The organism is Acidovorax sp. FG48 (genome assembly GCF_057809085.1).
Genome location: NZ_JBMDJH010000009.1, coordinates 76566 through 101390 on the forward strand (window position 1 = coordinate 76566; position 24825 = coordinate 101390).

Consider the following 24825-nt stretch of genomic DNA (forward strand, 5'->3'; position numbering starts at 1 on the left):
TCCCCCTGAGGCGCTGCGCGCCTTCCCCCTTCTCTCGAATGGCTGCGCCATTCGGAAAGGGGGACGCAGCCCTCGCGGCGGGGCGGCCCTTGCTTGGCTGCCATCGCCTGGTGCGTGCCAATTCCGACGGCCACGTGCCTTGCCAAGCAATGCCAATAGTGGGCACCCGACATTGCTCACAACTCGTTACGACATCCTCCTCAAGTTTCTCTGGATGGCGCCGACGTGCGGCCACAATGTCACGCGCACAGAAACCGGCGTGGCCCTCAGTGAGAGGCGTTCAAAAAGAGCCCCTTTCCCACCGTTTTACCTGCCATTGCCTGCAGCGTGCCCCTCGACAATGCCGACAAAGAGGAACACACCCATGGACATGCAATACCAGCTCAAGGCAGGCAGCTACTACCTGTATGACATGCGCGAGGCGCCCAGCGCCGTCACGGGTGAACGCCGCTTCAAGCTCAAGACCGACACCGTGGCCATTGCGTTCGACAAACACACGGGCGAGGTGCACCAGCATGGCAGCCCCACGCGCATCCAGTCGTGGGCCAACAACACGCGCCGCCGCCTGCGCGCTGCCGGTGCACAGGACGTGGCCAACGACATCGTGGTGGTGTCAGGCCCGCTGCCCGTGGACGAGCTCAACAAATGCCTGTGGGTGCGCGGCTATGTGCGCCGCATGTTCTCGCGCCTGGCCACCCTGCCCCATGGCAAGCTGCAGCGGCCCTCGGAGCCGTTTCGCAAGGCGGCCTGATCCGGGCAACCTCTCCCACACATTCCGATCGGGGCCGCGCACAGCGGCCCTTTTCCTTTGTCCTGTCTTTTTCTATCAGGGCGGGCGCCAAAGGGGTCAGGCTTCGGCGTCCTCGACCGCGTCGCTGTCCACCCCCTCCAGCACCTCGGCATGCTTGACGATGGTCACCGGCACCGGACTGGCATGGGCCACCTCCTGCGACACCGACCCGAGCAGCGCGCTGGTGATGGCGCCCTGCCCCTTGGCGCCGATGATGACCATGTCGCAGCCCGAGCGCTCGATCATGTCCACCAGCGTGTGCGCCACATCGCCCACCCCCACATCGGTTTCGTAGGCCACCCCGGCGGCATCGAGCAGCGCGCGCGCTGGCGCCATCAAATGCTGGCCCGCCTCCAGGCTGGCGGCGGCGATCAGGTCGGGGTCGCGGGTGGTCACCAGTTCGTACAGCGTGGCGGGCTCCTGCACGTTGGCCAGCACCATCGTGGCCTGGAGCCCCTGGCGCACCAGCGCCAGCGCGTGGTGCACGCCATCCAGGGAGAGTTCGGAGCCGTCCACGGCGATGAGGATCTTGAGCATGGGGTTCTCCTTGAGTGAGTACAGACCAGTGTAGCGACGCCATCGGCCAGCGCCAGTCCAATCCCTTGCGGCAGGTCAGCCCGGCCCGTCTGGGACAATGCGCCCCATCATGCTGCAGTTCGACCTCCTCAAAACCGACCCCTCCAGCCACGCACGCCGTGGCCAGCTCACGCTCAACCACGGCGTGGTGCAGACCCCCATCTTCATGCCCGTGGGCACCTATGGCACCGTCAAGGGCGTGATGCCGCGCAGCCTGCACGACATGGGCGCGCAGATCATCCTGGGCAACACCTTCCACCTGTGGATGCGCCCGGGGCTTGACGTGATGCAGAGCTTTGGCGGCCTGCACGGCTTTGAAAAATGGGACAAGCCCATCCTCACCGACTCCGGCGGCTTCCAGGTCTGGAGCCTGGGCGCCATGCGCAAGATCACCGAAGAAGGCGTGACCTTTGCCAGCCCCGTCAATGGCGACAAGCTCTTCATGTCGCCCGAGGTGAGCATGCAGATCCAGACCACGCTCAACTCCGACATCGTGATGCAGCTCGACGAGTGCACGCCGTACGAGACCAAGGGCCACAAGACCACCGAGGCCGAGGCGCGCAAGAGCATGGAAATGAGCCTGCGCTGGGCGAGACGCAGCCAGGACGAATTCCACCGCCTGAACAATCCGAACGCCCTCTTTGGCATCGTGCAGGGTGGCATGTTCAAGAACCTGCGCCAGGAGTCTCTGGAGCGCCTGGTCGAGATGGACTTCCCCGGCTACGCCGTGGGCGGCGTGAGCGTGGGCGAACCCAAGGACGAGATGCTGGACATCATGGCCCACACGCCCCACCGCCTGCCCGCACACAAGCCCCGCTACCTGATGGGCGTGGGCACGCCCGAAGACCTGGTGCAGGGCGTGGCCGACGGTGTGGACATGTTCGACTGCGTGATGCCCACCCGCAACGCACGCAACGGCACGATGTTCACGCGCTTTGGCGACCTGAAGATCCGCAACGCCCGCCACAAGGCCGACCACAAGCCCATGGACACCAGCTGCACCTGCTACGCCTGCGCAGGCAGCTCGGGTGTGTCGTGGGACGACGGCGGGCGCGAAGGCTTCAGTCGTGCCTACCTGCACCACCTGGACCGCTGCGGCGAGATGCTGGGCCCCATGCTCACCACCGTGCACAACCTTCACTACTACCTGAACCTGATGCGCGAGGTGCGCGAGTCGCTGGAGGCCGGCACCTTTGCCCAGTTCCGCGCGCAGTTCAAGGCCGACCGGGCGCGCGGCGTATGAGCGGCAGATTCGCTCTCCACCAGCTTGCTATGTTTTAAATAGCACACCAGGCATGATCCACTAGCGCATCGGGCCAAATCATTCCAAAAATCCTGCGCCATCTGCTGCACTGGCCCCTGCGGGCCCTCACGGGCCTGGGCAGCGGCCTGCTCGCCCTGCTGATCCTGTTCGAGGAATGGGGGTGGGAGCCATTGCAGCGCCTGCTGGCGCGCATCGGCCGCTGGCCGGGGCTGCGCTGGGTGGAGGGCTGGGTGCGCTCCCTGCCGCCCTGGGCTGCGGTGGCCTTGTTTGCGTTGCCTACGGCCTTGCTGCTGCCGATCAAGCTGCTGGCGCTCTGGGCCATCGGGCGCGGGCATGTGGTGCTGGGCATGCTCGTCATCGTGCTGGCCAAGGTGGTGGGCACGGCGGTGGTGGCGCGGCTGTTCACCCTCACGCAACCTGCGCTCATGCAACTGCGCTGGTTTGCCTGGACCCACGCGCACTGGATGCAGCTCAAGCACGCCGTGCTGGAGCGTGCCCGTGCGTCGTGGGCCTGGCGCGTGGCGCGGGTGATCCAGCGGCAGTGGAAGAAGCGGTGGCGCCAGCGCTGATCGATCGGCCCCGCCAGGGTGACCCGCTCAGCCTGGCGGGGCTGCTGCAAAATCCGCCCCATGACCATCGTCCCACCCGCATCATTGCCCCCTCTGAATGAAGCGCTGGAACTGGCGTTCAACCTCGCCCCCGTGGGCATGTGCGTCACGCGCGAGCGCCACATCGAGATCTGCAACGAAGCCTTTGCCCGCATGTTTGGTTATGAACAGGCCGAGCTGCTGGACCAGCCGCTGGCGCCGCTGTATCCGTCGCTGGACGAATTCACCCACACCGGCAACCTGGGCCTGCCCGCCATGATGGACACCGGCAGCTACAGCGACGAGCGCGTCATGCGCCGCCGCGACGGCACCCTGTTCTGGTGCCATGTGGTGGGCCGCGCGCTGGACCGCGCCCAACCGTTTGCGCGGGCAGTGTGGATGTTTGAAGACATCTCGCACCGCCGCGTGGTCAGCACGCCGCTCACGGTGCGCGAGCGCGAGGTGGCCCAGCACATCGTGACCGGCGCCACCAGCAAACAGATTGCCCGCCACCTGAACATCAGCCACCGCACGGTGGAAGCCCACCGGGGGCGGATCATGCGCAAGCTGGGCGCCACCAGCACCGGCGAATTGGTGGCCTTGCTGCTGGGCATGCCCTGACACCGGGGACAATCGAGGCCAACGCGCCCCTGCACGCCCCCTCGCACGCATCCGCAGCCCACATGCCGCCCGCCCTGCCCCGCCTTTTTGCCCCTGCCCGGACCGTCCCCCCGCCCGTGGGCTGGGCAGGTCTCGCGCTGCTGATCTTTGCCGCCTGCCTGGTGGGCATCTTTGCGCGGCCCATCGGCTTTTTGTCGGCGTTCTGGCCTGCCAATGCACTGCTGCTGGGGCTGCTGGTGCGCTACCCGCATCTTGCGCGGCCGCCCGCCTGGGCGGCGGCCGCAGTGGGCTATGTGGCGGCCGACCTGGTCACCGGCAGTGCCTGGGGCATGGCCCTGTGGCTCAATGCCGCCAACCTGCTGGGCGCCACTGCCGGCTGGCTGGTGCTGCGGGGGCTGGACGAGCGCATCCTGCGGCTGCAGCGCACTGTGGCGGCGCTGTATCTGCTGCTGGCAGCCCTGGCGGCCAGCGCGGTGGGTGCGCTGGCAGGCTGCGGCGCGGCACCGGTGTATTTCGACTCCCCGTGGACGGACCTGCTGTCGCTGTGGTTCAGCACCGAGCTGATGAACTACATGCTCATCGTGCCCGTGGTGCTGGCCGCACCGCGCGCGGCAGATCCCCCCTCGCGCACCCAGGACACCCCCCTGTTCTGGCGCGTCGCACCCGTCAGTTCGCTGGTGCTGGCCGAGGGCATCCGCACGCTCATCGGCGGGCCCGGCATGCTGGCTTTTGTCGTGCCGGGGCTGCTGTGGTGTGCGCTGAGCTACAGCGCCTTCACCTCCAGCCTGCTGTCGCTGGTGGTGTGCCTGTGGACCATGGCGGGTGTGGCCACGGGTGTGCTCAATTTCACGCCGGCCCATGCGGGCGATGTGTTCTCGCTGCGCGTGGGCGTCACGCTGCTGGCCCTGGGGCCCCTGGCCGTGGCCTGCGCCAGCGCGGCACGCGCCGAGGCCCTGCGCCGCCTGCACCATGCCGTGCGCCATGACGACCTGACGGGCGTGCTGGCCCGCCGTGCACTGCTCAAACAGGGCGATCGCCTGCTGGAGCGCTACCAGCGCGAATCCACCGGGCTGGCGGTGATGATGGTGGACGTGGACCACTTCAAACAGGTGAACGACCAGCATGGACACGGCGCAGGCGACCGGCTGCTGGTCAGCATTGCGCAGACCATGGCGCGCGCACTGCGCGCCGACGACGTGCTGGGCCGCATGGGGGGCGAAGAGTTTGCCGCCGTGCTGCCCGGCGTGTCCCCCACCGAGGCCCAGGCCATTGCCGAACGGGTGCGCAGCGCCGTGGAACGGCAGGCGCTGGACGCGACGCTGGGCGGCCCCCAGCGGGCCACCGTCAGCATTGGCCTGGTGCACAGCGCCACACTGGGCGCAGAGGCCGATATGGACACCCTGCTGCTGGCCGCCGACACGGCGCTGTACCGCGCGAAGGCCGAGGGGCGCAACCGGGTGATGGTGGGCTAGGCCAAGCCCCGCATTGGCCGCACCGCGGCCTGCCTCACTCCTGCGCCAGCTTCACACCCGCCCCGGTGCCGCAGGCGTGGCAAAACCGTGCAAACGCGCTCTTGCGGGTGTTGCAGTGGCCGCAGTGGTCGAACAGGCCGATGCCGCAGTGCGGGCAAAAGTCGATCTTCTCGTTCTTCAGGTCCACGGGCCGCTCGCAGCCGGGGCACACGCTCTTGGCAAGGCGGGCCAGGGCCACGTCATAGCTCAGCTCCTTGCGGCGCTCCTGGTCGGGCAGGGCCTCGGCCAGCTTCTGGCGCTCCAGGTAGCGGTTGAGCGCCTGGATGGCGTAGCGCCCCACCACGGCCGTCACGGCAATGCCCACCACGTAGCGCACGTAGCCGCCGTAGCTGGGCAGGTAGGGCACCAGCTCCACAAAGAAGGCAAACAGCGCAAAGAAGATGAAGCCCCACACAAACGGCCAGTAGGTGCTCTTGCGCTTCTTGACGAACAGCCAGCCGGCGGCGGCCAGCAGCGGCAGCGTGAGGGCCAGGCGGTACAGGAACACGCGCAGCTCGACCTTGCGGCGCTCGGCCGCGAGCTTCACATAGCCGTCAGACTCCATCTGGTTGAGCTGCTCCTGCCGGGCGGCTGCCGCCTGCCGGGCATCAAGGGCGGCCTGCTGCTGCGTCTCCACCGCCTGCTGGGCCTTGCGCTCCACCAGCTTGAGGGCGTCGAGCGCCTGGGTGCGCGCGATCACCTCAGGGTCCTGGTCCGCCCGCTGCGTGGCGCTGCGCGTCGACAGCCAGTTGTTGAAGCTCTCCCGCTCAGCCTGCACCTCGCTGCGCACCTTGCTGCGCTGCAGCTGGGCCTGCTCCAGCGCGGTCTGTGCGTCCTGCTCTGCCTGGCGTGCTGTTTTGACCTCGGCGCGCAGCTTGTCGGCTGCGGCTTTGTCCAGAAAGTCGTCCACCCGCAGCGGGGTCTCCACCTTGGGCAGATCGCCCACGATGGTGCCGCCCAGCCCGATGAGGAAGCTGGCAAACACCAGCGCTACCAGCCACAGGCCACGGCGGAACCATTTTTCGGACAGTCTCAGGGACTTGCTCATGTTCTTCTCCTCGGTGGCGCTGTGCGCCGGGTTTGGGTGCGCGCGGTAGCGCACCGGCAAATGCTCTTCTTTTTATAGCTGCTAGCGCATATATTGATTGCGCCTGCTGGCATTTTGATTCAATTTTTGATGGGCAGTACCACCGGTGCGGCTGCCAGCTGGGTGCGCTGCATCCAGGCCAGCACCGAGTCAACGGTCACGGTCTCGATGCGGTCCGAGAACCGCTTTTCGTTCGGATGGTCGTCAAACGCAATGTTGGCCGACCCAACCCGCCCGCCCATGCGCGTGAGCGGCCCCAGCCTGAGCGTGGTGGGTTCGTAGCCCTTGAACTGCAGCCAGGCCTGCGCCTGGTCGCGCGAGCGCACGGTGGCGGGCTCCATGGCCATCGCCAGGGTCTCCAGCGCCCACTGGTTGGACTGCTGGTATTTGCGCCCCCACGCGTAGCTGACCATGCTGTAGGGCAGGTGCTGCAGCGTCTTGGTGCGGCCCTTGTCCTGCAGCACCGCCAGCAGGCGCTGCTGCACCTCGGGCGTGGGCACTGCGTACACGGCCTCGTAGCGCCACAGGTCGTCCAGAAAGAACTCGCCCAGGCCCTGGCGATACAGGTGGCCCACGGCTGTGCCACATTCGTTGAGCTTGTGCGCCACGCGCCAGGGGCCTTCGGCCGTCTTGTAGGCCCAGCCAAAGTGCGAATAGCGCAGGCCGTATTTGGAGAGGTCCTGCCCCGCACGGGCCAGGGCCACCACCTGCACGCCCGACTTGGCATGCTCGGCATCGAGCGCGGCCGAGGTCTGCTCGGCCAGCTTCATGCCGCGCTCGATCACCTGCGGCGGGACAGGCTTGCGCGATTCGCAGGAGCGGCCAGCGTGTGCCGGCGTGGCGGCCAGCAGCGCGGCCCCTGCGAAGAACACCATGCCCACCACGGCCGGGATGCGCTGCGCGGGGCCGCGGCCAAGGTTCAGGGCCTTCATCATCGCGCTGCTCCTCACAGGCGCTCGTTGTGCAGCAGCGCACGGCCGATGGCATTGGGTACGAAGGCAATGGCCTCACCCGCTGCCGACAGGATCACGCCCGTACCGATCACGCTGCAGGTGACCACTGTGCCCACCGCGTAGGCCGAGCCCGCCACACCGCGGCCGACCACCTCCACACTGACCTGGGCGCCGTCCGAGGCGCGCTCCAGCAAATACACCGTACCCACGGCCGAGGCTTCCACCGCCCGCACCGTCAGCACCGCGCCGCCCACCGACAGCGCCGCCGGCACTGTCACCACCGCACCGGCGGCCGCCGAGGCCACCGACGCTGTGCCCACCACCGAGGCCACCGGCAACATCGACAGCGCGGCAGAAGCCTCGCTCTGCGCCCGGGCCGGTGCAGCGGCCACCAGGGCCGCACACACCACACCGGCCGCCAGCAGGGCGCGGGGCAGGCGCGCCGCAGAGCCCCACGAAGAAAACACGGCATTCATCATCATTCACTCCTCAGGGTACGGCCCGCCCACACACCCCAGGTGCGGGACAGACCGGGTCGAAAGACCAGAAAGAACCAGAAAGAAACTCGTCCAGAAGGGTGGCGGGTTGCCACCTGTGCCCACCGGGTGCGATCAGTTCGCGCTGCTGTTCTGGGCGGCAACTTGGGCCGCTTCGCGGCGGCCTTGCAGGCGGGCTTCGAGCAGGTCGGCCTCATGGCGGTCGCGCAGCATCTTGGCCAGCGTGAAGGCGGTGGTGATGAGGTACAGCCAGCTCACGCCCAGAAACGCCTTGTAGGTCACGTTGATGTCCATGCTCAGCAGGCCCCAGCCTGTCAGGCCCATGGCCACCGCAAAGCCTCCCCACACCACCAGCTTCCACATGGGGGTATCGCCACCGCCGCGGCGCGAGGCGCTTTCGTTGTCCCGCACAAACTTGGCCAGCACAAACGCGGCCGAGAGGCAGAACACGTAGCCCATCACCATGAACGCCTGCTCCAGTTGCTCGCCCGGCAGCCATGCCAGGCCCACGGCGCACAGAAAAACCGCGATGCCGAACGAGACCCACACCTGCAGCTGCCAGGCCTTGGTGTCACGCTGAACAACGATGGGAGAAGAAGACATTGCTGTGGTGCCCGAAGGGCGTTGGTTGAACACGGAGCGAATGGTGCCCAGACGTAACTTGCGTGTCTGCATTGAACCGTAACAGTGGCCACCGGCAGGCCAACCGGTATCGTTTTGCGATACTTTTTCTCAGAAAATGGGGAGCAAGCCGTTGTTCAGGCCCTACGCGGCCCTCGCCATGCACCTGCGCGACAGAGGCAGCAGGCAGGGCCACAGAGAATGGCGGCCTCTCCGGGCAAGGCAGCTTCTGCCTGCCCCAGGACCTTGCACTTTTGACGGACGGAGCTCCCACCATGACCAAACCTTTTGACCTCGTCGTCCACGGCGCCACCGGCTTCACCGGCCGCCTGGTGGTCGAGTACCTGCTGCAACGCTACCCCGCCGGCAGCGGCCTGCGCTGGGCCATGGGGGGCCGCAATGCCGACAAACTCGCCGCCGTGCGCGACGAAGTGGGCGCCCCGGCCGACACCCCGCTGGTCGTGACCGACACCAGCAACCCCGCCAGCCTGCAGGCGCTGATGGACGCCACGCGCCTCGTGCTGACCACGGTGGGCCCGTACCAGCTGTATGGCAACGAACTGGTGGCCGCCTGCGCAAAGGCCGGGGTGGACTATGTGGACCTGTGCGGCGAGCCCGCCTGGATGCGCCAGATGATCGACGCGCACGAAGCCGCCGCCAAAGCCAGCGGCGCGCGCATCGTGTTCTCGTGCGGGTTCGACTCCATTCCGTTCGACCTGGGCGTGTTCCTGCTGCAAAAGGAATTCCGCCACCGCTTCGGCCACCCGGCGCCCCGCGTGCGCGGCCGGGTGCGCAAGATGAAGGGCACCTTCTCCGGCGGCACGGCCGCGAGCCTCAAGGCCACCATGGCGGCCGCTGCCAGTCAGCCCGGCGTGCTGGACCTGCTGAAAAACCCCTTCTCGCTCACCCCCGGTTTTGAAGGCCCACGCCAGCCCTCGGGCAACAAGCCCATGGTGGACGAAGCATTGGGCGATGGGGTGTGGGTCGCACCTTTCGTGATGGCCGCCATCAACACGCGCAACGTACACCGCTCCAACTTCCTGCTGCAGCACGCCTACGGCACCGACTTTGTCTATGACGAAATGCTCATCACCGGCCCCGGCGAAAAGGGCGAGGCCATCGCCAATGCGGTGGCGGGCGACAAGTCGCTGGGCTCGGACAAAGGCCCCAAGCCGGGCGAAGGCCCTTCGCGCGAGGAGCGCGAGAACGGCTTTTACGACGTGCTTTTTTTGGGCACCGACGACGCAGGCCGCACCCTGCGCGTGGGCGTGAAGGGCGACCGTGACCCGGGCTACGGCTCCACCTCCAAGATGATCACCGAAGCGGCCGTGTGCCTGCTGCAGGAAGCCACGGAAACGCCTGGCGGCATCTGGACCACCGCCCCGGCGATGGGCGACCGGCTCATCGCGCGGCTGCAAGCGAATGCGGGCCTGGACTTCGCGGTGGAGACGCCTTGAACGCACCCCAGGCCGACGCCCGCATCGGCTGAGGGCGCGGCGCGTCACGGGAGCGCTGCAGCACGCGGCGCCGCCCACCAGTCCGGCGCCTGCCCCGCAGCGCGTCCCGTGGCGCGCCCTTTTTTGTCGCCCCCTACTTCACGCCCCCACCGCCCTGCAACCCGCCCAGCACGCGTGTGACCAGGGACTGCAGCGAGCCGTCGTTCTGAAAACCGGCAGCCTCCGCGCGCGGCGTGTGCAAGGCGGGCAGGCGGCCGAACAGCGTTTCGATGGGGGTCTCGGGCGCGTACCCAATCCACTCGGCCGGATCGGCATCCACCGCGCGGGCAATTGCCTGCACGACCTCCTCCACCGACGCGCGCAGCACCGGGGGTTGCCAGCACCGTTCGGCCGGCATGCCCTCTGTGGGCAAGCGTGCGGCATGCACCAGGTTGTCCAGGCAGCACTCCAGCGACATCCACCACGCCGTGGCCCGCGCCGACACGGGGCAGGTGTACGCCTGCCGTGCCCGCAGGGCATGGAAGATCTGGCTCATGAATGCGGAGCCATGGCCCGTTTCTGCCGGGGGCCGCGCCACGATGCCGGGCAGCCGCAGGCTGCGGCCATCGATATCGCCGCGCCGGGCGTAGTCGGCCAGCAGCAGCTCCACCATCCACTTGTGCACCCCGTAGCTGAGCGTGGGCTGCGGCCACTGGCCCTCATCGACCGCCTGAGCGCCCAGCGCGCCATACACCGCCACCGAGCTGGCAAACACCAGCCGCGGGACGGGCGCCCGGCCTGCGCGCACCGGGCGCGCAAGCCCTTCGCACAGGGCCACGGTATCCAGCAAATTCGCCTGCACGCCCAGCGCCGGCTCACGCTCGGCCAGCGATCCCGGGACACTGGCCAGGTGGAATACGCAGTCGGGCGGATGGTCTTTCAGAGCGTCGAACAATGCGCAGTCGGCAAAGCTACCGATGTGCCAATGTACGCCCGGTGCGCAAGGCGCAACAGGCCCGACGCGGTCCACCAGCGTCAGGCGCAAGGGCGTGCCGGGCACGAGCGGGGCGGACTGCAAGCGCTCGGCCAGGGCGGCACCAATGAACCCGCCAGCGCCGGTGACGACCACATGCATCAACGTGCCCCCGTGCCTGCAGCCACCACACGCTGGTGCACCACACCAAAAGGCCCCTCACGCCCATCGGGCCAGCGCGCCTGCATACGCACGGTATCGCCGTAGCGGATGAAGGGCGTCTTGGCGGTGCCCTCGTCCAGGATTTCGATCACACGCCGCTCGGCCAGGCAGGCAGAGCCCGCATCGCGCGCCTGGTTGGACACGGTGCCCGAGCCGATGATGGTGCCTGCCGTGAGCCGCCGTGTGCGGGCCGCGTGGGCAATGAGCTGACCAAAGCTGAAATTCATTTCGCCGCCATGGGGGTGACCAAACCACTGGCCGTTGGACTCCACATGCAGCCGCAGATGCACCCGCCCACCCTGCCAAGCATCGCCCAGTTCGTCGGGGGTAACTGCCAGCGGCGCAAAGCTGGTGGAAGGCTTGGCCTGCAAGAAGCCAAAGCCCGTCTTCATCTCGTGCGGGCCCAGCGCGCGCAGGCTCCAGTCGTTGATCTGCACCACCAGGCGCACGCTGTGGATTGCCCCTTCAGGCGTCACGCCCATGGGCACCGGTCCACAGACGACGCCGAACTCGCCTTCAAAATCGATGCCGTCGGCCTCGCTGGGCATCGGAACGTCGTCGTGCGGGCCCAGAAAGTCGTCGCTCGCGCCCTGGTACATGACCGGGATGGTGTCGAAGTGCGGAATGGGAGGGGTGTTGAACGCGCGCTCCATCAAGCGGCCATGGTTGAGGAAGGCCGATGCATCCAGCCACTGCGGACTGCGCGGCAAGGGAGCGCTGCAGGCCGCAGGGTCGAACGCGAAGATACCGGTTGCCGTGCCTGCCTCCAGCGCAGCCGCGCGCTCGCGCAGGGCGGGCTCTACAGCCTCCCAGTTCTGTACAGCGGTCAGCAAACTGGTCGCTATCGGGGCGGTATCGACGGCCTGCAAGCCGGAGGAAGAAACCAGTACCAGGCGGCCGTCCAGGCTGCCATCTTTCAACGTTGCAAATCGCATCGCCAGTCCTGTCAAGAAGAAGGGGTTTCCAGTCGCAGCCCCGCCGCCCGGATCACGCGGGCATAGCGGTCGGTCTCTGCCGTCAGAAATGCGCCGAACTCGCGCGCATTCTGGGTGGGGGCATCGGCACTGCCCAGCAGGGCCAGCTTTTCGCGCAGCTCGGGCTGGGCCAGGATGCGAACGCATTCGGCGTTGAGCCGCGCGATCGCCTCGGCAGGCAGGGCAGCAGGCGCCAGCAGGCCAAACCAGCCGGTGACCTGAAAGCCTGCCAGGCCCGGTGTTTCGGCCACCGTGGGCAGATCGGCGGGCAAGGCGGGCGAGCGCTGTGCGCCCGTCTGGGCCAGCAGGCGAATGCGCCCATCCTTGACCATCCATCGGGGCCACAGACAGGGCGCTGTTGAACATGAGGTTGACCTGCCCGGCCGCCAGATCATTGAAGGCGGGCGCTGCACCTTTGTAGGGAACGTGCAGCAACTGCACTCCCGCCTGCTGCGCCAGCATCTCGCCCGCCAGGTGCAGCACATTGCCAACCCCGGCCGATGCGTAGCTGACCTGCCCGGGCTTGCGCCGAGCCAGATCAATCAGGTCGGGCAGACTGTGCACCGGCGGGGCTGCGGGCACCGCAATCACCATGGGGCCGGGGCTAGCCACCAGGGCTACGGGGGCAAAGTCGCGCTGGCTGTCATACGGCAGCCGGGGGTAGAGGCTGGCGTTGATGGCGTGCGCTGCACTGACCCACAGCAGCGAATGCCCGTCGGTGCTGCGGGCTACGGCCTCCGAGGCAATGATGCCGTTGGCACCTGCGCGTGACTCCACCACCACCGGGCTGCCCAGTGCCTGGCCCAGCTTGTCGCCCAGCAGGCGGGCCACCAGATCGGAGCTGCCTCCAGCTGCGAAGGGCAGCACGATGCGCAGCGGCCGCGTGGGCCAGGTGGCAGCCCAAGTGCTCATGGGCAGCGCCAGGGCACTGGCCACCAGGGTTCTTCGGTTCAGCATGCCGTGCATGGTTTCAACTCCCATCGCTGATGGTGGTGCCGCCGTCGACCACCAGGTTGTGTCCGGTCACAAAAGCCCCGGCGGGGCTGGCCAGCATGGCGACCACGCCAGCCACTTCCTCGGGCTCTCCGGCGCGCCGCAGCGGCGTAGCCTGGACGCGCCGCGCCATGAAGGCGTCATCGGCCATGAGCCGCTCGGCCAGCGGCGTGCGGATAAGGCCGGGCGATACGGCGTTGACCCGCACACCTGAAGGCCCCCATTCCACAGCCAGGTTGCGCGCCAACTGGGAGAGCGCCGCCTTGGTCAGCCCGTACAGGCCAATCGACTGGTTGCCGCGCAGCCCCGCAATGCTGGAGATGAGCACCGCGCTGCCGCCGCCCCGCGCTGCCATGCCGGGCAGTACCAGGGCACACAGCCGTGCGGCGGCGCGCAGGTTGATGTCAAACACCTGCTGCCAGTCGGCATCGCTGGCATGGGCCAGCGGGCCCGCAGGCCCCTGGATACCGGCGTTGCACACAAGGATGTCCAGCGGACCAGCGCGTTCCACCAGCGCAGCAATGTCCGCAGGCACCGCCATGTCGGCAGCGATAGCGGTGGCGCTGGGCAACGATGCCGCCCCCTGCTCACAAGCGAGCGGATCGCGGTCTGTGACCACCAACCGGGCGCCCTGATCAGCCAGGGTGCGCGCAATCGCCAGACCCAAGCCCTGGGTGGCTCCCGTGACCAGAGCTGTGCGGCCCCGCAGATCAAAGAGACTCATTCGACCTTGATCCCCGCCTGGCGGATGGCCAAGCCCCACCGCTGCGATTCGCTCTGGATGAACTCGCCAAATGCAGCGGGCGTTAGTGGCGCAGGCTCCAGGCCCAGCGGGCGATAGCGGCCCAGCACCTCGGGCGACTCCAGCGCGGCTACCACCGCCTTGTGCAGCAATTCGACCACCGGAGCAGGGGTACCCGCGCGCACCATCACACCGTTCCAGCCCGGGATATCGAGGTCGGCATGCCCGGCTTCGGTCAGCGTGGGCACTTGGGGCAGCACCTGCAGGCGCTGCTCGCTGCCCACGCTGACCAGCGCGCGCAGCTTGCCTTCGCGCACCAGCGGCAGGCTGGATGCCACCACATCGCACATGAAGTCCAGGCGCCCGGCCATCAGGTCTTGCAGCGCGGGCGCTGCGCCCTGATAGGGCACGTGGGTCATGCGCGAACGCGTCTTGATGCGCAGCTGCTCGGTCCACACATGGGGCTGGCTGCCCTGCCCGTACGAGCCATAGTTGAGCCCGTCACCTGCAGCAGCGGCGCGCAAAAGGTCGGCCAGTGTCTGAAACGGACTGCCCGCAGGCACAACCACGACCAGGGGCGACTTGAACAAGCGTGTCAGGGGCGCAAAGTCCTTGAGGGGGCTGAAGCTCAGCTTGGCGTACAGCGCTGGGTACATGGCCAGCGGGCCGATGTCGGCATACAGCAAGGTGTGGCCATCGGCGGGCTGCTGCTTGACGTACTGGGCCGCCAGTTGCGCGGCACCGCCGGGCTTGTTTTCCACCACCACGGCTTGCTGCATGCGCTCTCCCAGCTTCTGCACCAGCAGGCGCGACATCGCATCGCCAAAGCCCCCGGCCGGGTAAGGCACCACCCAGCTCAACGGCCGCGCGGGATACGGGGCCTGCGCCCAAGCCCAGGGCGCCACCGCTGCGGACGCGGCGGCGCCCAGCCATTGACGGCGCGTACTCATGGCTGCTCCTTGGCAGGTGCGGCCACCGACGCATCAAAGCGCCCGTCCACCAGCACAAACAGCATGCGGCACGGCGCGCCCGAACGGTTGGCCCAGGCGTGGTTGGTGCCGCGCTGCACCACCACGCTGCCGGGGCGCAGTTGCACCTCGCCATCGTCGAGCACCAGCGTCAGCTCGCCTTCGATCACCACGCCGTAGTCCACCGATTCGGTGCGGTGCATCAGCGGATGGGGGGAGTCCGTCTTCACCGTAGAGGCCGCCGCATCGCCAATCTGGCTGAAGGCGTCGTGCATGCGCTCGGCACCCAGGGCCAGGAACTCGGGCGTATCGGGCGGAATATCCACGAACCGGATGCGGGTGCCCCCCTGCGGGGGCGGCAGCACCAGCGGGCCAAGCGTCGGGTCCGGGCCGTTGTCCACAACAGCGGGCGACTGCGCAGTGCTCCAGACCTCATGGAACACCGTACCGGGAATGGCCGCAATCTCGACCACGGTGGGCAGCGGCCCCTGGCTGGCGACCACGGCACGGCCTTGGGCGTTGTGGCCAGTAACCACGCGGTGGATGGATGGAAAACCCATGAACGGACTCCTCAGTCTTCAAAAATGGCGACCGCGCGCGTCCAGCCTGCCGAGGCGCCGCGGATCTTGTGGGGGAAGCAGCTGATGGTGAAACCCGTGGGCGGCAGCACCTCCAGGTTGTGCAGTTTTTCCAGGTGGCAGTAGCCAATGTCGCGGCCCGCCTTGTGGCCCTCCCAGATCAGGGCCCTGTTGCCCGTTTCGGCCACGCGCTGGGCGGTGTACGAAAACGGCGCATCCCAACTCCAGGCGTCGGTACCCGTGAGGCGTACGCCGCGCTCCAGCAGGTACATGGTGGCCTCGTAGCCCATACCACACCCGGCGCCCAGGTAGTCCTTGTGCCCGTAGCGCGAACCTGCGCGCGTGTTGACCACCACGATGTCGAGCGGCTGCAGCGTGTGGCCGATGCGGGCCAGCTCGGCCTCCACATCGGCGGCGGTGGCCACATAGCCATCGGGCAGGTGGCGAAAGTCCAGCTTCACGCCCGGCTGGAAGCACCATTCCAGCGGCACCTCGTCAATCGTGATGGAAGGGCGGGCACCGCCATTCTTCGCATCCTGCGTGGAGTGAAAGTGCCAGGGCGCATCCAGGTGGGTGCCGTTGTGCGTGGTCAGCGTGACCCACTCGGCAGCCGCCGCTTCGCCGTCGGGGTAGTCCTCGGGCTGGGTGCCCGGGATCATGGCCATGAACTCGGGCAGCGTGTCGGCGTGCCTCTGGTACGTGATCTTGGGCGCCAGGGGGGGCGGGTCGGAGAGGACATCGTTTTCCAGGTAGATGGAAAGGTCCACAAAGCGGCGTTGGGGTTTGGTCATGGCAGTGGGTACACAGCTCACTCGGGCACCACACCCACGGTGCGGGCGAGGGCCTGGTGGATCTGGATTTCGGATTGGTAGAACTGGTCCAGGGCGGCCAGTGACAGCGGCTCCTGGGGCTCGGTGCCATTGGCACGCAGAAAGCTCTGGACTTCGGCGTCGCGCAGGGCCACACCGAAGGCCTGGTGCAGGCGATGCACCGCCGCATCGGGGGTATGGCGCGCCACCAGCAGCGCGCCCCAGGCGGTGTATTCAAAGCCTTTGAGCGCTGCAGATTGCTGGCTCAAGGACGCGACGTGGGGCAGCAGCGCAGGCGCTTTGGCAGCGGTGCTGCCGAAGGCCCGCAGCTTGCCCGTCTCCAGCATGTTCAGCGCTGCACCGCCCAGCGGCACAAAGGACAGATCGATCTGACCGCCCATGAGGTCTTGCACGACCGGCGGCACCCCCCGGTACGGCACATGCACCAGCGGCACGCCACACAGGCGCGCCCACTGGGTCCCCATCAGGTGGATCATCGAGCCTTGCCCGATGTGCCCGAAGGTCAGCGGCTTGCCAGCGGCAGCGGCTTGCCGCGCAATGTCCAGCAGCTGCGCATGGGTGGTGGCTGGCATGTCAGCCCGGCCTGCCAGCACGTAGCTGGTCCGCCCCAATGTGCCAATGGCGCGCATCTGCTCGGGCTTGTAGCGCGCGCTGGCCAGTGACAAGGGGGTGAGGATGGGCTCGGTCTGCGACGCCACGACCAGCGTTGCACCATCGGCAGGCGCGTTCAGCATGCGCTGCACACCGATGGAGCCGCCAGCGCCCGGCAGGTTCTCGATAACGATGGTCTGGCCCAGCTCGCGCTGCATCACCGTCTGGAGCTTGCGGGCGAACACATCGCTGGGGTTGCCCGCAGGTTGGGGCACGATGAAGGTGATGTGCCGCCCAGACTGCGCTCGGGCCCACGGCGCCGCCATGCCCGCTGCAGCCGCTACCAGGCAAGCCCGGCGGCTGAGCCGGGGCTGTGGCTGCACGGGGGAAACTAGGCGGCTCATGCCATGCCTTTCACTGCGCCTGCAGTACCCGGGGCACGGTGGATGCGTGCAAATGCATAGACCGCCACTGCGTCAATCACCAAGGCGGCCACCCCCAAGCTGCCATAGCCCCAGGCCTTGACCAGGGTGCCGCCGAGGATGGGCCCAATGGCCGCACCGAACATGAGCATGGCCGGGGTAGCGGCCAGGGCACGGCCACTGGGGTCCAGCCGCGCCAGTACGCCAAAGGCAAAGGTGTGCGTGAAGATCATCACGGCCGCAAACACGGCGGCAGCCGCCGCATAGGGCGCAAACACGGGCGAGCTCATGATCACCACCACCAGCAAGGCCTGCAGCGCAGGCCCCGCCAGCAGCACGTTGCGGGCTGCCCAGCGCTTTTCCAGCACCGCAGCCAGGGCTGCAGGGAAGAGGTTGACCACCCCCAGAGCGATCAGCACACCAGTGACGGCCTGCAACCCATAGCCCCGGTCGCTGCCCACGCGCTCCAGAAAGCTGAAGGTCATGGACTGCACCAATCCCAGGGCTGCGATGCCTGCCACGCCCCACCAGACGGCGGCAGGCAGGGGCGTGACAGGCGTCCGTGAACGCTCCGCACCACCCGCCATGTCAGGTGCGGGAAACGCCACTGCAGCAACCACCGCCCCCACCGCCATGACACAGGCAAACACCTGGAACAGCACCGGCCCACCCTGCTGCGCCACCAGCACCGGCGTGCCGCCGAGGAACACGATGGCAAACACGCCCAGCGCCATGCCCACCAGGGCGAACAGGCGGTGGGGGTTCTGGCTGCGGGCGATGGTGCCATGCGTCACGCTCAGGGCCGCGCCCGCCGCCACCCCGGCAACGCCGTGCAACAGGGCCAGCAAGGCAAACTGTTGCGTGGTGGAGGCTGCGGCAAAGGCCACGGCGGCGCCAGCAAACCCTGCGGTAGCCACGCTGCGCCCGCGCAGCAGCTGGAAGAACGGCGCCAGCACCAGGCTGGCCGCAACCGCCCCGGCCAGAAACAACGTGGCCAGCAGGCCCGCCTGCTGCGGGTCGAAGCGGTACACCGAGATCAGCGTGCCCACCCACACCGGCAACGCGACCAGATCGACCATGCCCGCGCAATGGCCCACCATCAGGGCCACACGGCCCCGCAGCGAATTGGTTGTGATCATGGCGACCTCGCTTCAGATGGGCTGGGCCAACGCCATGAGGGACTCCCGCATGATGCGCGAGTGCTCTTCCTTGTCGCCGCCGTCGATCTCGATCTCGCCCAGGCGTGCCGAGTTCTCCACCACCATGCGGCAGCGCTCCCAGCGGCGGCTCTCAAAGGCCGCCAACGCAGCCGGCACGTCGCCCGCAGCCTGCGCCAGTTCATCGGCCAGCACCAGCGCGTCCTCGATGCCGATGCAGGCGCCCGATGCCAGGTGGGGCGTGGTGGCGTGCACCGTGTCGCCGATCAGCACCACACGGCCGCGCGACCAGGGGCGGGGCATGAGCAGCCCTTCGAGCGGGCGGTACACGATCTGCGAGTCCGGGCCGATCTGGCTGCGGATGGCCTGCAGCGTGGGGGCAGCAAAGCCCTCCAGCAGCGCGCGCAAGGTGTCCACAAACGTCGCTGGATCGACATGGTCGTTGGTGGGGCGCGGCTCGGTGACGAATAGGTACATCTCGGTCTTGGAGACCGGGTTCACGCCGGGCTTGATCTGGGGGCCCATCCACATCGTGGCCGTCTCGATCTCTGGCGGCCGGGGCAGCACGGCGCGCCACACCGCTTGGCCGCTGTAGCGCGGCCGGGGGGCGTTTTCAAACACGGTGTCGCGCACCTTGGAGTACAGCCCGTCCGCGCCTATCACCAGGTCATAGCGCTGGCGCTGGCCGTCGGTGAAAGTCACCAGCACCCCGTCAGCCTGCTGGTCGATGGCAGCGAACGTGCAGCCCAGACGGACATTGGCGCCCGCTGCGCGGGTGGCCTCGGCCAGGATGCGGGCCAGCACCGGGCGCAGGATGGCGCCGCCACCCGGCACATCGTCGCCCGCAATGCGGGGCGTGGGCAGCGTGGCCACCAGGGGGCCATGGGGCAGGTGCAGGTTCACGCCGTCCGTGGCGTTGCCCTGGGCCAGAAAGGCCTCCAGAACACCCAGGCGCCGCAGCGCCCGCAACGTGGCGCCGCCCAGGCTGATGCCGGCGCCATAGCTGCGCCAGCCGGGGTCGATCTCGACCAGGTCCACCTGCGCGCCTTGCTTGCGCAGCTCAATGGCCGCAGCCATGCCGGAAAATCCGCCGCCTATGACCAGGATGCGTTGGGAAGAAAGGCTCATGGGTTTGTCTCCTTATTCATTTTTTGGATTCGCCAGATGGACGTCGCCATTGGCTTGCAGGACCAGGGGTACGGGGGTGAGCGCATCGCCCAGGCACGGCCCCAGGGTGCACTCCCCGGTGGCGATGTCGAACAGCGCGCCATGGGCCGCGCAGACGATGCGGTCACCAGCCGCATTCAGATACCGGTCTTTGCGCCATGCCATCGGGACGCCATCGTGGGGGCAGACGTTGGCATAGGCATGCAAACGCAGGCCCTGCCGCACGACGATGACCGTGTCCTGGCCGTGGCCTGCGGGGTCAAAGCCCCGCGATGCGCCGTCGGGCAGGTCGCTCCAGTGGCACAGCTTCATGGTGCCGGCTCAATGGTGCGCCTGCGCTGGCGGTGGGCCAGAAGGCGCCCACTTCTCGCGGTGCTGGAACAGGAAAAGCTGCGAGGCATCGGCGCTCATCGGCACCTCCCGCGGCGCCCAGGTGTTGTCGTGCTGGTCCATGTCGGCGTCGTATTCGACATGGCAGCCCAGGGGCGAGTTGAAGTACCAGAACCAGTTGCTGCCGAACCGGTGGCGCCCGGGGCCCCAGAAGCTCTGGTAGCCCTTCTCCACAAAGCGGGTGCCGGCCAGCAGCAACTCGGTGGGGCCGCCCATGTGGAAGGTGAAGTGCTCGCAACCTTTCATGAACGAGGGCGTCTGGATCATGAACAGCGTGTGGTGGTCTTGCGTGCCCGCAGGGCGCAGGAAGGGGCCGACGCCTGTGAACCGGTCTGTGCAGACAAAACCCAGGCGGGCATAAAACGCCTCGGCCTTGGCCGCGTCCGGCACGAAGTACACGACATGCGACAGCGAGCGAGGTCGCGCCACCAGGTCTGGTGGCAGACCCAGCGCGTTGGGCGCCCGCTGCGGCGCGGCCCCGGGGGCGTTGACGGACTCCGCAGGCAACGACAGCGGCTTGCGCACGGTGACCTGGAACGCGAGGGCAAAGCCCAGGTCGTCCGTGGTGCGCAGCACGCCGCCCTGGCGCACCACCAAACGGTCGCGGGCCAGTTCGGCCTCGATGGCATCGAGCGTGGCCGCGTCGGCCACGCCGTACACGGTCTCGCGCAGCAGGCTGGCTGTGCCCAGCGAAGGCGGCAACGCCGGGTCGTCCTGGGTGCGTATCTCCACGGCCGTACCGTCCAGGGCCTCGAAGCGCCCGCCCCGTGCCGTCACCCCGACCGGGGTCAGCCCGTAGTCCGTCAGGTACTGCGCGCAGGCGGCGATATCGTCCACGCCAAAAACCAGCGCGTCGGGTCCAATGATGTTCATCTGTTGATCCTTTGTGGTGTCGGTGGTGCGGTGGGGCTTCAAGCCCTGCAGGCGGTGTGTCCGCCCAGGACTTCTGCCACCCAGTCCGCGATGTAGTGGCCCGCATTGATGCTGTTGTCGAAGCTCGCGTGCTGCGAGCCGCCTTCGCGGTCGGTGAACACCTTGAGTTCTCGCCGGGGGCTGTTGACCAGCTGCTCGTAGGTGCGGTGCGCCCACTTCAGCGGGATCTGCGAATCGTGCTCGCCGTGCGTGACAAGGAAGGGCACGCGGATCTTCTCGACCACGCCATCCAGGTGCACGTTCTGCGCGATCCGCATGAAGTCGTCGATGTCCTTGGCACCCCATACCCAGCACACGTGGGCCCAGTAGTGCGGCACCGGGAAGTCGCCTTCTTTCTGCAAGCGGCGTTCTTGCACGTCCCGCCAGTCGTGGTTCGCGCCCCAGGCCACGCCGCAGGCAAAGCGCGGCTCCAACGCCACGCTGCGTGGGCAGTAGTAGCCCCCCAGGGACACGCCTTCGCAGCCGATGCGTTTCGGGTCCACGGCGGGGTGTTGCTCCAGCCAGTCCACCACGCGGCTGGCCCAGTGCTCGGTGTCGTACCGCGCCGTGAGCCCGTGCAGGCGCAGCGCCTCGCCGGTCCCTGGCTGGTCCACCACCAGGGAGGACACGCCACGCTGGGCCAGCCATGCGGGCAAGCCAACCAGGTGCTTCATTTCCTTGGTCGAGTCCAGACCGTTGAGCTGCACCAGAATCGGCGCCCGCTCACCCGGCTGAAGCCCCTTGGCGGGGTAATACAAGGCAGAGAGGTGGGTTCCCTCGTACGGAATTTCCACGCGCTCTACCAGATCGCCCAGCAGGGCCGAGCCTTTGAGGAACAGCTCCAGTTCGCGGCGGTAGATGGCCAGGCGGCCCGGTGCGTTGTGCGCCAGCAGCCGCTCAGCGGTGATCAGGTAGCTCGCAGCGCGCCGATACTTCTCACCGGCCGAAAGCATGCGACCCCGGGCTTCGTCTTCTTCGGCCAGTCCGCAGAGCTTGTCGGCCATGCGCACCCAGGTCTCGCGAAAGGCCTGCGTGCCAGCAGCATCCGGGGCCTTGGCGGCCTCTTGCAGGGGGGCGCACATCTCCTCGATTTCGCCGATCCGCGCGCCCATTTCAATGGCGAGATCGACGGACAGGTTCCAGACGTAGTTGGTGGGGAAATACTTGAACATCTATTTCAGACTCAGGGTTGGGAACTGCGGGGACGCGGCGTGATGCCGATGCTGGCGAAGAAGCGGGCCGTGGCGGGGTCTGCGAAGTCCGGCACAAAGCGGAAGGCCCGGATCTGGCCGCCCTCGATGCGCAGCACATCGCTGCCGACGATGCGCTCCACGCCCGCCTTCTCGTACAGCGGGCTGCGCACCTCCAGCCGGGCGGTCAACTCACTGGCGCGCACCTCCACCGAAAGCACGGTGAGCCGTGCGCGCGGCTGCACCACGGTCTGGTCGATGTAGAGCGCCAGGCAGGTCGGGTTGTCCATCGGCGCAGTGCAAGCAGGGTAGTCCGATCGCTCGACATCCGGGGCGATCAGCGCACGCACCGCACCCATGTCTGCCGCGTGCACGGCCTGCACATAGCGGTCGAAAATCGCCTGCAGCTCGGCGGGCGTGGCGGCATGGACCAGCGCGCAGGCGGCCAGCAGGGGTAACGCCATCAGAGATTTCTTGGTCATGGTGTGCAGTGCGGAATGTGCGAGGTCAGTGCTTGATCCACAGAGGAATGGCGATCCCGATGCCCAGCACGTTGTTCTTGGTGGTATTGGCGGCGTAAAGGCCCCGCTGGTAGCTCAGGCTCACGCTGAAGGGGCCGGCGTTGTAGTTGAGCGAGGGTCCCAGCGCAAAGCTGCGTGCGCGGTTGTCCCGGATGGTGGCGCCGCCTTGCTTGTCGTCCGTGAACTGGTGAAGGTACGAACCCACCATGCCCATCTTCCAGGGGCCGACGTTCCAGCCAGCGGTGAATTCGCCCACATAGCCGCTGCCCGAGCGGTAATGGGTGGTGCTGTTTTCACGGTTCACCATCAGGCGGTTGATGAGGCCAATATCCAGGCCGCTCGGATCGGTGTGGCGAATCCCGAGCACCGGCTGGACCGAGGTGTAGCCGGTGGACACGCTGGGCCGGTGCGGGTCGTAGGAGCCATTGGGCAGCGCGATGTCCAGGCCCGCCACGGCATAGGTCTTGTCTGTCAGGCTCCAGCGCAGCACGGCGGGCGAGACGGTGATGTTGGCCACCCCGCTGTGCCGCTCGCTGTGGCCGGCGACGTCGGTGCGCAAGGAGACGGCAGGAATCACCAGCTGCGAATACAGCCGTGCGCCCAGCACCGTCATGTCGTAGGCCGCCAGCAGCCGCGTGGTGGCCGAGGTTGCGCTCAGCTTGAACGGGATGGGTCGCTTGTCGCCGTGGTTGTCATACAGACCGCTGGAGGTGGTGTGGTGCACCTGCTCCAGCACGAACAACCCGGGAATGGGCGGCAGGCCGGCCACGTATTCGCCGGTAGATCCGACCGGGAAGGGCGACACGCCCCCTTCGAAAGCCTGGGCCTGGTGTGCGCTCAGCAGGCTCAGCAACATGCAGCCCGCCGCCTGCCCGGCGCGGGAAATTACCGTCTTCATCGTTGTCTCCTTGTTCTACGCATCCAGCCAGGCTGGGCGTGTTTTCGCTTTGCTCGACAGGGCCTCGGAAGCACGGGTGGGCCCCTCATCGGGTCTGCCAGGTGGCAGGACGGGAGCGAGATTAAGATCGGCCTTAACTTAGATCAAATGGATTGATTCCATTCACAGTATTGATCTCATGAATAGCTCAGGGACTCTGCGGCCCCCTGTTGCGCCTGGCAGGGTCCGAACAAGAAACCAGACGCCTTCATCGATGCCTGCCGCCCATGCGCTTTAACAAACTGGACCTGAACCTGCTCGTGGCACTGGACGCCCTGCTCACCGAACGCAGCATCAGCCGCGCCGGGGAGCGCCTGCACCTGAGCCAGCCCGCCACCAGCAACGCGCTGGCGCGCCTGCGCACCTATTTCGACGATGAGCTGCTGGTGCAGCAAGGCCGCACCATGGTGCTGACGCCGCGTGCCGAGGGGCTGCTGGACCCCGTGCGCGAGGTCTTGATGCGCATCGACAGCACCATCGCAGAAAAGCCCCGGTTCGACCCTGCCACATCCACCCGCAGCTTCACCCTGCTGGTGTCCGATTTCACGACCACGGTGCTCATGCAACCGCTGATCGAGCAGCTGTTTCAGGAAGCGCCCGGGGTGCAACTGCACCTGCGTGCGCAGAACAACCGGCCTGTCGAGCAGTTGGAGGAATACGGGGCCGACGTCCTCATCATTCCCGAGCAATACGCCTCGCCCAGGCACCCGAGCGTCACGCTGTTCGAGGAAACCTACCTGTGCATCACCTGGGAGGGGAACCCCCACATCTCCGAAGCGCTGAGCTTTGACGACTACCTGGCCGCCGGCCATGTGGTGGCCGACTATTCGGGCGCGCGGCACATCCCGGCGTTCGACGGCTGGTTTCTCGAACGCTTTGGCGTGAAGCGCCGCATCGAGATCTCGGCCCCCACCATGGCCGCCCTGCCGAGCTTGGTGATTGGCACCCACCGCGTGGCCACGGTGCACAAACGCATCGCCCTGCGTGCCGTTCAGCTCGGCCTGCCCGTGCGCATCTGGGAGCCGCCCCTGGAGATTCCGCCCATGCGCCAGAAGCTGCAGTGGCACCGGCACCGCGACAAGGACCCTGGGCTGGAGTGGCTGCGCGAGCGGGCCATGGCCGTGGCCGCACGCATCTAGCCCACCCATGCCGCTGCGCTGCGTGCAGTGCAGTGCAGTGCAGTGCGGTGGGGTGGGGTGCGCAAAATGTCCCGTTTTGATCGGAAACCTGGCCGAACACTGCCGCTATGGGCGGGGTGTGCAAGCCACAATCGGAGCCCGTCCACGGCCACTCCCGCAACACCATGCCCTCTTCC

General features: G+C 67.5%; 27 protein-coding genes and 1 pseudogene. 7 read left to right on the forward strand and 21 right to left on the reverse strand.

Annotated elements, in window-relative coordinates; translation table 11 throughout:
- Nucleotides 1-364: 364 nt before the first annotated feature.
- Nucleotides 365-751: a hypothetical protein gene (locus tag ACODSU_RS14360; protein WP_015015968.1), complete on the forward strand. Its 387-nt coding sequence runs from the start codon at nucleotides 365-367 to the stop codon at nucleotides 749-751.
- A gap of 96 nt (nucleotides 752-847) precedes the next feature.
- Here ACODSU_RS14360 and ACODSU_RS14365 read toward each other — a convergent pair whose 3' ends face one another.
- On the reverse strand, nucleotides 848-1327 hold the full coding sequence (locus tag ACODSU_RS14365) for a universal stress protein (RefSeq protein ID WP_015015969.1): 480 nt from the start codon (nucleotides 1325-1327) through the stop codon (nucleotides 848-850).
- Nucleotides 1328-1436: 109 nt separating this feature from the next.
- On the opposite strand from ACODSU_RS14365, the gene tgt reads away from it, so the two are divergent.
- The 4 genes from tgt (at nucleotide 1437) to ACODSU_RS14385 (ending at nucleotide 5310) form a co-directional block, all read left to right on the forward strand.
- Nucleotides 1437-2609 carry a tRNA guanosine(34) transglycosylase Tgt gene (tgt, locus tag ACODSU_RS14370; RefSeq protein WP_056065832.1) on the forward strand — a complete coding sequence of 391 codons (1173 nt, stop codon included), beginning with the start codon at nucleotides 1437-1439 and terminating at the stop codon, nucleotides 2607-2609.
- 191 nt (nucleotides 2610-2800) lie between these two features.
- Nucleotides 2801-3199, forward strand: coding sequence for a hypothetical protein (locus ACODSU_RS14375; protein WP_056065528.1), 399 nt, complete (start codon nucleotides 2801-2803; stop codon nucleotides 3197-3199).
- Nucleotides 3200-3259: 60 nt separating this feature from the next.
- Nucleotides 3260-3838: a LuxR C-terminal-related transcriptional regulator gene (locus ACODSU_RS14380; RefSeq protein ID WP_488842773.1), complete on the forward strand. Its 579-nt coding sequence runs from the start codon at nucleotides 3260-3262 to the stop codon at nucleotides 3836-3838.
- Nucleotides 3839-3900: 62 nt separating this feature from the next.
- The gene (locus tag ACODSU_RS14385) at nucleotides 3901-5310 is read left to right on the forward strand and encodes a GGDEF domain-containing protein (RefSeq protein WP_488842774.1); all 1410 of its coding nucleotides are present in this window, start codon (nucleotides 3901-3903) and stop codon (nucleotides 5308-5310) included.
- Between the two features lie 34 nt (nucleotides 5311-5344).
- Here the strand turns inward: ACODSU_RS14385 and ACODSU_RS14390 are convergent, their stop codons facing one another.
- The 4 genes from ACODSU_RS14390 to ACODSU_RS14405 all read right to left on the reverse strand — a co-directional run bounded on the left by ACODSU_RS14390 (nucleotide 5345) and on the right by ACODSU_RS14405 (nucleotide 8489).
- Entirely contained in the window at nucleotides 5345-6397 is a 1053-nt protein-coding gene (locus tag ACODSU_RS14390; protein ID WP_056065517.1) for a zinc ribbon domain-containing protein, read from the reverse strand.
- Nucleotides 6398-6516: 119 nt separating this feature from the next.
- Entirely contained in the window at nucleotides 6517-7368 is an 852-nt protein-coding gene (locus tag ACODSU_RS14395) for a DUF2145 domain-containing protein (protein ID WP_488842860.1), read from the reverse strand.
- 14 nt (nucleotides 7369-7382) lie between these two features.
- Nucleotides 7383-7868: a hypothetical protein gene (locus tag ACODSU_RS14400; RefSeq protein ID WP_476018181.1), complete on the reverse strand. Its 486-nt coding sequence runs from the start codon at nucleotides 7866-7868 to the stop codon at nucleotides 7383-7385.
- A 132-nt stretch (nucleotides 7869-8000) separates the two neighbouring features.
- Nucleotides 8001-8489 carry a YiaA/YiaB family inner membrane protein gene (locus ACODSU_RS14405; protein WP_476018180.1) on the reverse strand — a complete coding sequence of 163 codons (489 nt, stop codon included), beginning with the start codon at nucleotides 8487-8489 and terminating at the stop codon, nucleotides 8001-8003.
- Nucleotides 8490-8782: 293 nt separating this feature from the next.
- Here ACODSU_RS14405 and ACODSU_RS14410 point away from each other — a divergent pair, with 293 nt between their 5' ends.
- Nucleotides 8783-9964 carry a saccharopine dehydrogenase family protein gene (locus tag ACODSU_RS14410; protein WP_476018179.1) on the forward strand — a complete coding sequence of 394 codons (1182 nt, stop codon included), beginning with the start codon at nucleotides 8783-8785 and terminating at the stop codon, nucleotides 9962-9964.
- Nucleotides 9965-10097: 133 nt separating this feature from the next.
- Here ACODSU_RS14410 and ACODSU_RS14415 read toward each other — a convergent pair whose 3' ends face one another.
- The 16 genes and pseudogenes from ACODSU_RS14415 to ACODSU_RS14490 all read right to left on the reverse strand — a co-directional run bounded on the left by ACODSU_RS14415 (nucleotide 10098) and on the right by ACODSU_RS14490 (nucleotide 23471).
- Entirely contained in the window at nucleotides 10098-11078 is a 981-nt protein-coding gene (locus tag ACODSU_RS14415) for an NAD-dependent epimerase/dehydratase family protein (protein WP_476018178.1), read from the reverse strand.
- Nucleotides 11078-12073 carry a fumarylacetoacetate hydrolase family protein gene (locus tag ACODSU_RS14420; RefSeq protein ID WP_488842862.1) on the reverse strand — a complete coding sequence of 332 codons (996 nt, stop codon included), beginning with the start codon at nucleotides 12071-12073 and terminating at the stop codon, nucleotides 11078-11080. The genes ACODSU_RS14415 and ACODSU_RS14420 overlap by 1 nt, the downstream gene beginning before the upstream one ends.
- 11 nt (nucleotides 12074-12084) lie before the next feature.
- Nucleotides 12085-12444, reverse strand: coding sequence for a tripartite tricarboxylate transporter substrate-binding protein (locus ACODSU_RS14425; protein ID WP_488842864.1), 360 nt, complete (start codon nucleotides 12442-12444; stop codon nucleotides 12085-12087).
- Between the two features lie 13 nt (nucleotides 12445-12457).
- Nucleotides 12458-13093, reverse strand: a pseudogene (locus tag ACODSU_RS14430) (tripartite tricarboxylate transporter substrate-binding protein); the annotation flags it as partial.
- Nucleotides 13083-13829 (reverse strand): SDR family NAD(P)-dependent oxidoreductase, encoded by a 747-nt coding sequence (locus ACODSU_RS14435; protein WP_488842775.1) that lies wholly within the window; start codon nucleotides 13827-13829, stop codon nucleotides 13083-13085. The pseudogene ACODSU_RS14430 and the gene ACODSU_RS14435, both read right to left, overlap by 11 nt.
- Nucleotides 13826-14797, reverse strand: coding sequence for a Bug family tripartite tricarboxylate transporter substrate binding protein (locus ACODSU_RS14440; protein ID WP_288853466.1), 972 nt, complete (start codon nucleotides 14795-14797; stop codon nucleotides 13826-13828). Before ACODSU_RS14440 ends, ACODSU_RS14435 begins: the two co-directional genes overlap by 4 nt.
- Nucleotides 14794-15375, reverse strand: a complete 582-nt coding sequence (locus tag ACODSU_RS14445) for a cupin domain-containing protein (RefSeq protein ID WP_488842776.1) — start codon at nucleotides 15373-15375, stop codon at nucleotides 14794-14796. The genes ACODSU_RS14440 and ACODSU_RS14445 overlap by 4 nt, the downstream gene beginning before the upstream one ends.
- An 11-nt stretch (nucleotides 15376-15386) precedes the next feature.
- A complete protein-coding gene (locus ACODSU_RS14450) occupies nucleotides 15387-16184 on the reverse strand; it encodes a cyclase family protein (RefSeq protein ID WP_488842777.1) in 798 nt (265 codons plus the stop codon).
- A gap of 17 nt (nucleotides 16185-16201) precedes the next feature.
- Nucleotides 16202-17218, reverse strand: coding sequence for a tripartite tricarboxylate transporter substrate binding protein (locus tag ACODSU_RS14455; RefSeq protein WP_488842778.1), 1017 nt, complete (start codon nucleotides 17216-17218; stop codon nucleotides 16202-16204).
- Nucleotides 17215-18375, reverse strand: coding sequence for an MFS transporter (locus ACODSU_RS14460; RefSeq protein WP_488842779.1), 1161 nt, complete (start codon nucleotides 18373-18375; stop codon nucleotides 17215-17217). Before ACODSU_RS14460 ends, ACODSU_RS14455 begins: the two co-directional genes overlap by 4 nt.
- Nucleotides 18376-18387: 12 nt before the next feature.
- Entirely contained in the window at nucleotides 18388-19521 is a 1134-nt protein-coding gene (locus tag ACODSU_RS14465) for an FAD-dependent oxidoreductase (protein ID WP_488842780.1), read from the reverse strand.
- Nucleotides 19522-19533: 12 nt separating this feature from the next.
- Nucleotides 19534-19872, reverse strand: a complete 339-nt coding sequence (locus ACODSU_RS14470) for a Rieske (2Fe-2S) protein (protein WP_476018169.1) — start codon at nucleotides 19870-19872, stop codon at nucleotides 19534-19536.
- A gap of 9 nt (nucleotides 19873-19881) precedes the next feature.
- Entirely contained in the window at nucleotides 19882-20823 is a 942-nt protein-coding gene (locus ACODSU_RS14475) for a VOC family protein (RefSeq protein ID WP_488842781.1), read from the reverse strand.
- A gap of 38 nt (nucleotides 20824-20861) precedes the next feature.
- A complete protein-coding gene (locus tag ACODSU_RS14480; protein ID WP_488842782.1) occupies nucleotides 20862-22034 on the reverse strand; it encodes an alpha/beta hydrolase family protein in 1173 nt (390 codons plus the stop codon).
- Between the two features lie 11 nt (nucleotides 22035-22045).
- Nucleotides 22046-22534: a nuclear transport factor 2 family protein gene (locus tag ACODSU_RS14485; RefSeq protein WP_488842783.1), complete on the reverse strand. Its 489-nt coding sequence runs from the start codon at nucleotides 22532-22534 to the stop codon at nucleotides 22046-22048.
- 25 nt (nucleotides 22535-22559) lie between these two features.
- Complete coding sequence (locus tag ACODSU_RS14490; RefSeq protein WP_488842784.1) at nucleotides 22560-23471, reverse strand: SphA family protein; 912 nt, start codon at nucleotides 23469-23471, stop codon at nucleotides 22560-22562.
- 266 nt (nucleotides 23472-23737) lie between these two features.
- Between ACODSU_RS14490 and ACODSU_RS14495 the strand changes: the two genes are divergently transcribed.
- Nucleotides 23738-24649 carry a LysR family transcriptional regulator gene (locus ACODSU_RS14495; RefSeq protein WP_056065468.1) on the forward strand — a complete coding sequence of 304 codons (912 nt, stop codon included), beginning with the start codon at nucleotides 23738-23740 and terminating at the stop codon, nucleotides 24647-24649.
- The last annotated feature ends 176 nt before the right edge of the window (nucleotides 24650-24825 follow it).

What these genes read in the sequence shown, in the direction of transcription:
- ACODSU_RS14460 (WP_488842779.1), bottom strand. Translation starts at nt 18,375, where the DNA reads ATGATCACAACCAATTCGCTGCGGGGCCGTGTGGCCCTGATGGTGGGC.
- ACODSU_RS14490 (WP_488842784.1), bottom strand. Translation starts at nt 23,471, where the DNA reads ATGAAGACGGTAATTTCCCGCGCCGGGCAGGCGGCGGGCTGCATGTTG.
- ACODSU_RS14450 (WP_488842777.1), bottom strand. Translation starts at nt 16,184, where the DNA reads ATGACCAAACCCCAACGCCGCTTTGTGGACCTTTCCATCTACCTGGAA.
- ACODSU_RS14385 (WP_488842774.1), top strand. Translation starts at nt 3,901, where the DNA reads ATGCCGCCCGCCCTGCCCCGCCTTTTTGCCCCTGCCCGGACCGTCCCC.
- ACODSU_RS14455 (WP_488842778.1), bottom strand. Translation starts at nt 17,218, where the DNA reads ATGAGCCGCCTAGTTTCCCCCGTGCAGCCACAGCCCCGGCTCAGCCGC.
- ACODSU_RS14470 (WP_476018169.1), bottom strand. Translation starts at nt 19,872, where the DNA reads ATGAAGCTGTGCCACTGGAGCGACCTGCCCGACGGCGCATCGCGGGGC.
- ACODSU_RS14480 (WP_488842782.1), bottom strand. Translation starts at nt 22,034, where the DNA reads ATGTTCAAGTATTTCCCCACCAACTACGTCTGGAACCTGTCCGTCGAT.
- ACODSU_RS14365 (WP_015015969.1), bottom strand. Translation starts at nt 1,327, where the DNA reads ATGCTCAAGATCCTCATCGCCGTGGACGGCTCCGAACTCTCCCTGGAT.
- ACODSU_RS14390 (WP_056065517.1), bottom strand. Translation starts at nt 6,397, where the DNA reads ATGAGCAAGTCCCTGAGACTGTCCGAAAAATGGTTCCGCCGTGGCCTG.
- ACODSU_RS14465 (WP_488842780.1), bottom strand. Translation starts at nt 19,521, where the DNA reads ATGAGCCTTTCTTCCCAACGCATCCTGGTCATAGGCGGCGGATTTTCC.
- ACODSU_RS14395 (WP_488842860.1), bottom strand. Translation starts at nt 7,368, where the DNA reads ATGAAGGCCCTGAACCTTGGCCGCGGCCCCGCGCAGCGCATCCCGGCC.
- ACODSU_RS14485 (WP_488842783.1), bottom strand. Translation starts at nt 22,534, where the DNA reads ATGACCAAGAAATCTCTGATGGCGTTACCCCTGCTGGCCGCCTGCGCG.
- tgt (WP_056065832.1), top strand. Translation starts at nt 1,437, where the DNA reads ATGCTGCAGTTCGACCTCCTCAAAACCGACCCCTCCAGCCACGCACGC.
- ACODSU_RS14495 (WP_056065468.1), top strand. Translation starts at nt 23,738, where the DNA reads ATGCGCTTTAACAAACTGGACCTGAACCTGCTCGTGGCACTGGACGCC.
- ACODSU_RS14380 (WP_488842773.1), top strand. Translation starts at nt 3,260, where the DNA reads ATGACCATCGTCCCACCCGCATCATTGCCCCCTCTGAATGAAGCGCTG.
- ACODSU_RS14420 (WP_488842862.1), bottom strand. Translation starts at nt 12,073, where the DNA reads ATGCGATTTGCAACGTTGAAAGATGGCAGCCTGGACGGCCGCCTGGTA.
- ACODSU_RS14405 (WP_476018180.1), bottom strand. Translation starts at nt 8,489, where the DNA reads ATGTCTTCTTCTCCCATCGTTGTTCAGCGTGACACCAAGGCCTGGCAG.
- ACODSU_RS14400 (WP_476018181.1), bottom strand. Translation starts at nt 7,868, where the DNA reads ATGATGAATGCCGTGTTTTCTTCGTGGGGCTCTGCGGCGCGCCTGCCC.
- ACODSU_RS14415 (WP_476018178.1), bottom strand. Translation starts at nt 11,078, where the DNA reads ATGCATGTGGTCGTCACCGGCGCTGGCGGGTTCATTGGTGCCGCCCTG.
- ACODSU_RS14425 (WP_488842864.1), bottom strand. Translation starts at nt 12,444, where the DNA reads ATGGTCAAGGATGGGCGCATTCGCCTGCTGGCCCAGACGGGCGCACAG.
- ACODSU_RS14360 (WP_015015968.1), top strand. Translation starts at nt 365, where the DNA reads ATGGACATGCAATACCAGCTCAAGGCAGGCAGCTACTACCTGTATGAC.
- ACODSU_RS14435 (WP_488842775.1), bottom strand. Translation starts at nt 13,829, where the DNA reads ATGAGTCTCTTTGATCTGCGGGGCCGCACAGCTCTGGTCACGGGAGCC.
- ACODSU_RS14475 (WP_488842781.1), bottom strand. Translation starts at nt 20,823, where the DNA reads ATGAACATCATTGGACCCGACGCGCTGGTTTTTGGCGTGGACGATATC.
- ACODSU_RS14410 (WP_476018179.1), top strand. Translation starts at nt 8,783, where the DNA reads ATGACCAAACCTTTTGACCTCGTCGTCCACGGCGCCACCGGCTTCACC.
- ACODSU_RS14440 (WP_288853466.1), bottom strand. Translation starts at nt 14,797, where the DNA reads ATGAGTACGCGCCGTCAATGGCTGGGCGCCGCCGCGTCCGCAGCGGTG.
- ACODSU_RS14445 (WP_488842776.1), bottom strand. Translation starts at nt 15,375, where the DNA reads ATGGGTTTTCCATCCATCCACCGCGTGGTTACTGGCCACAACGCCCAA.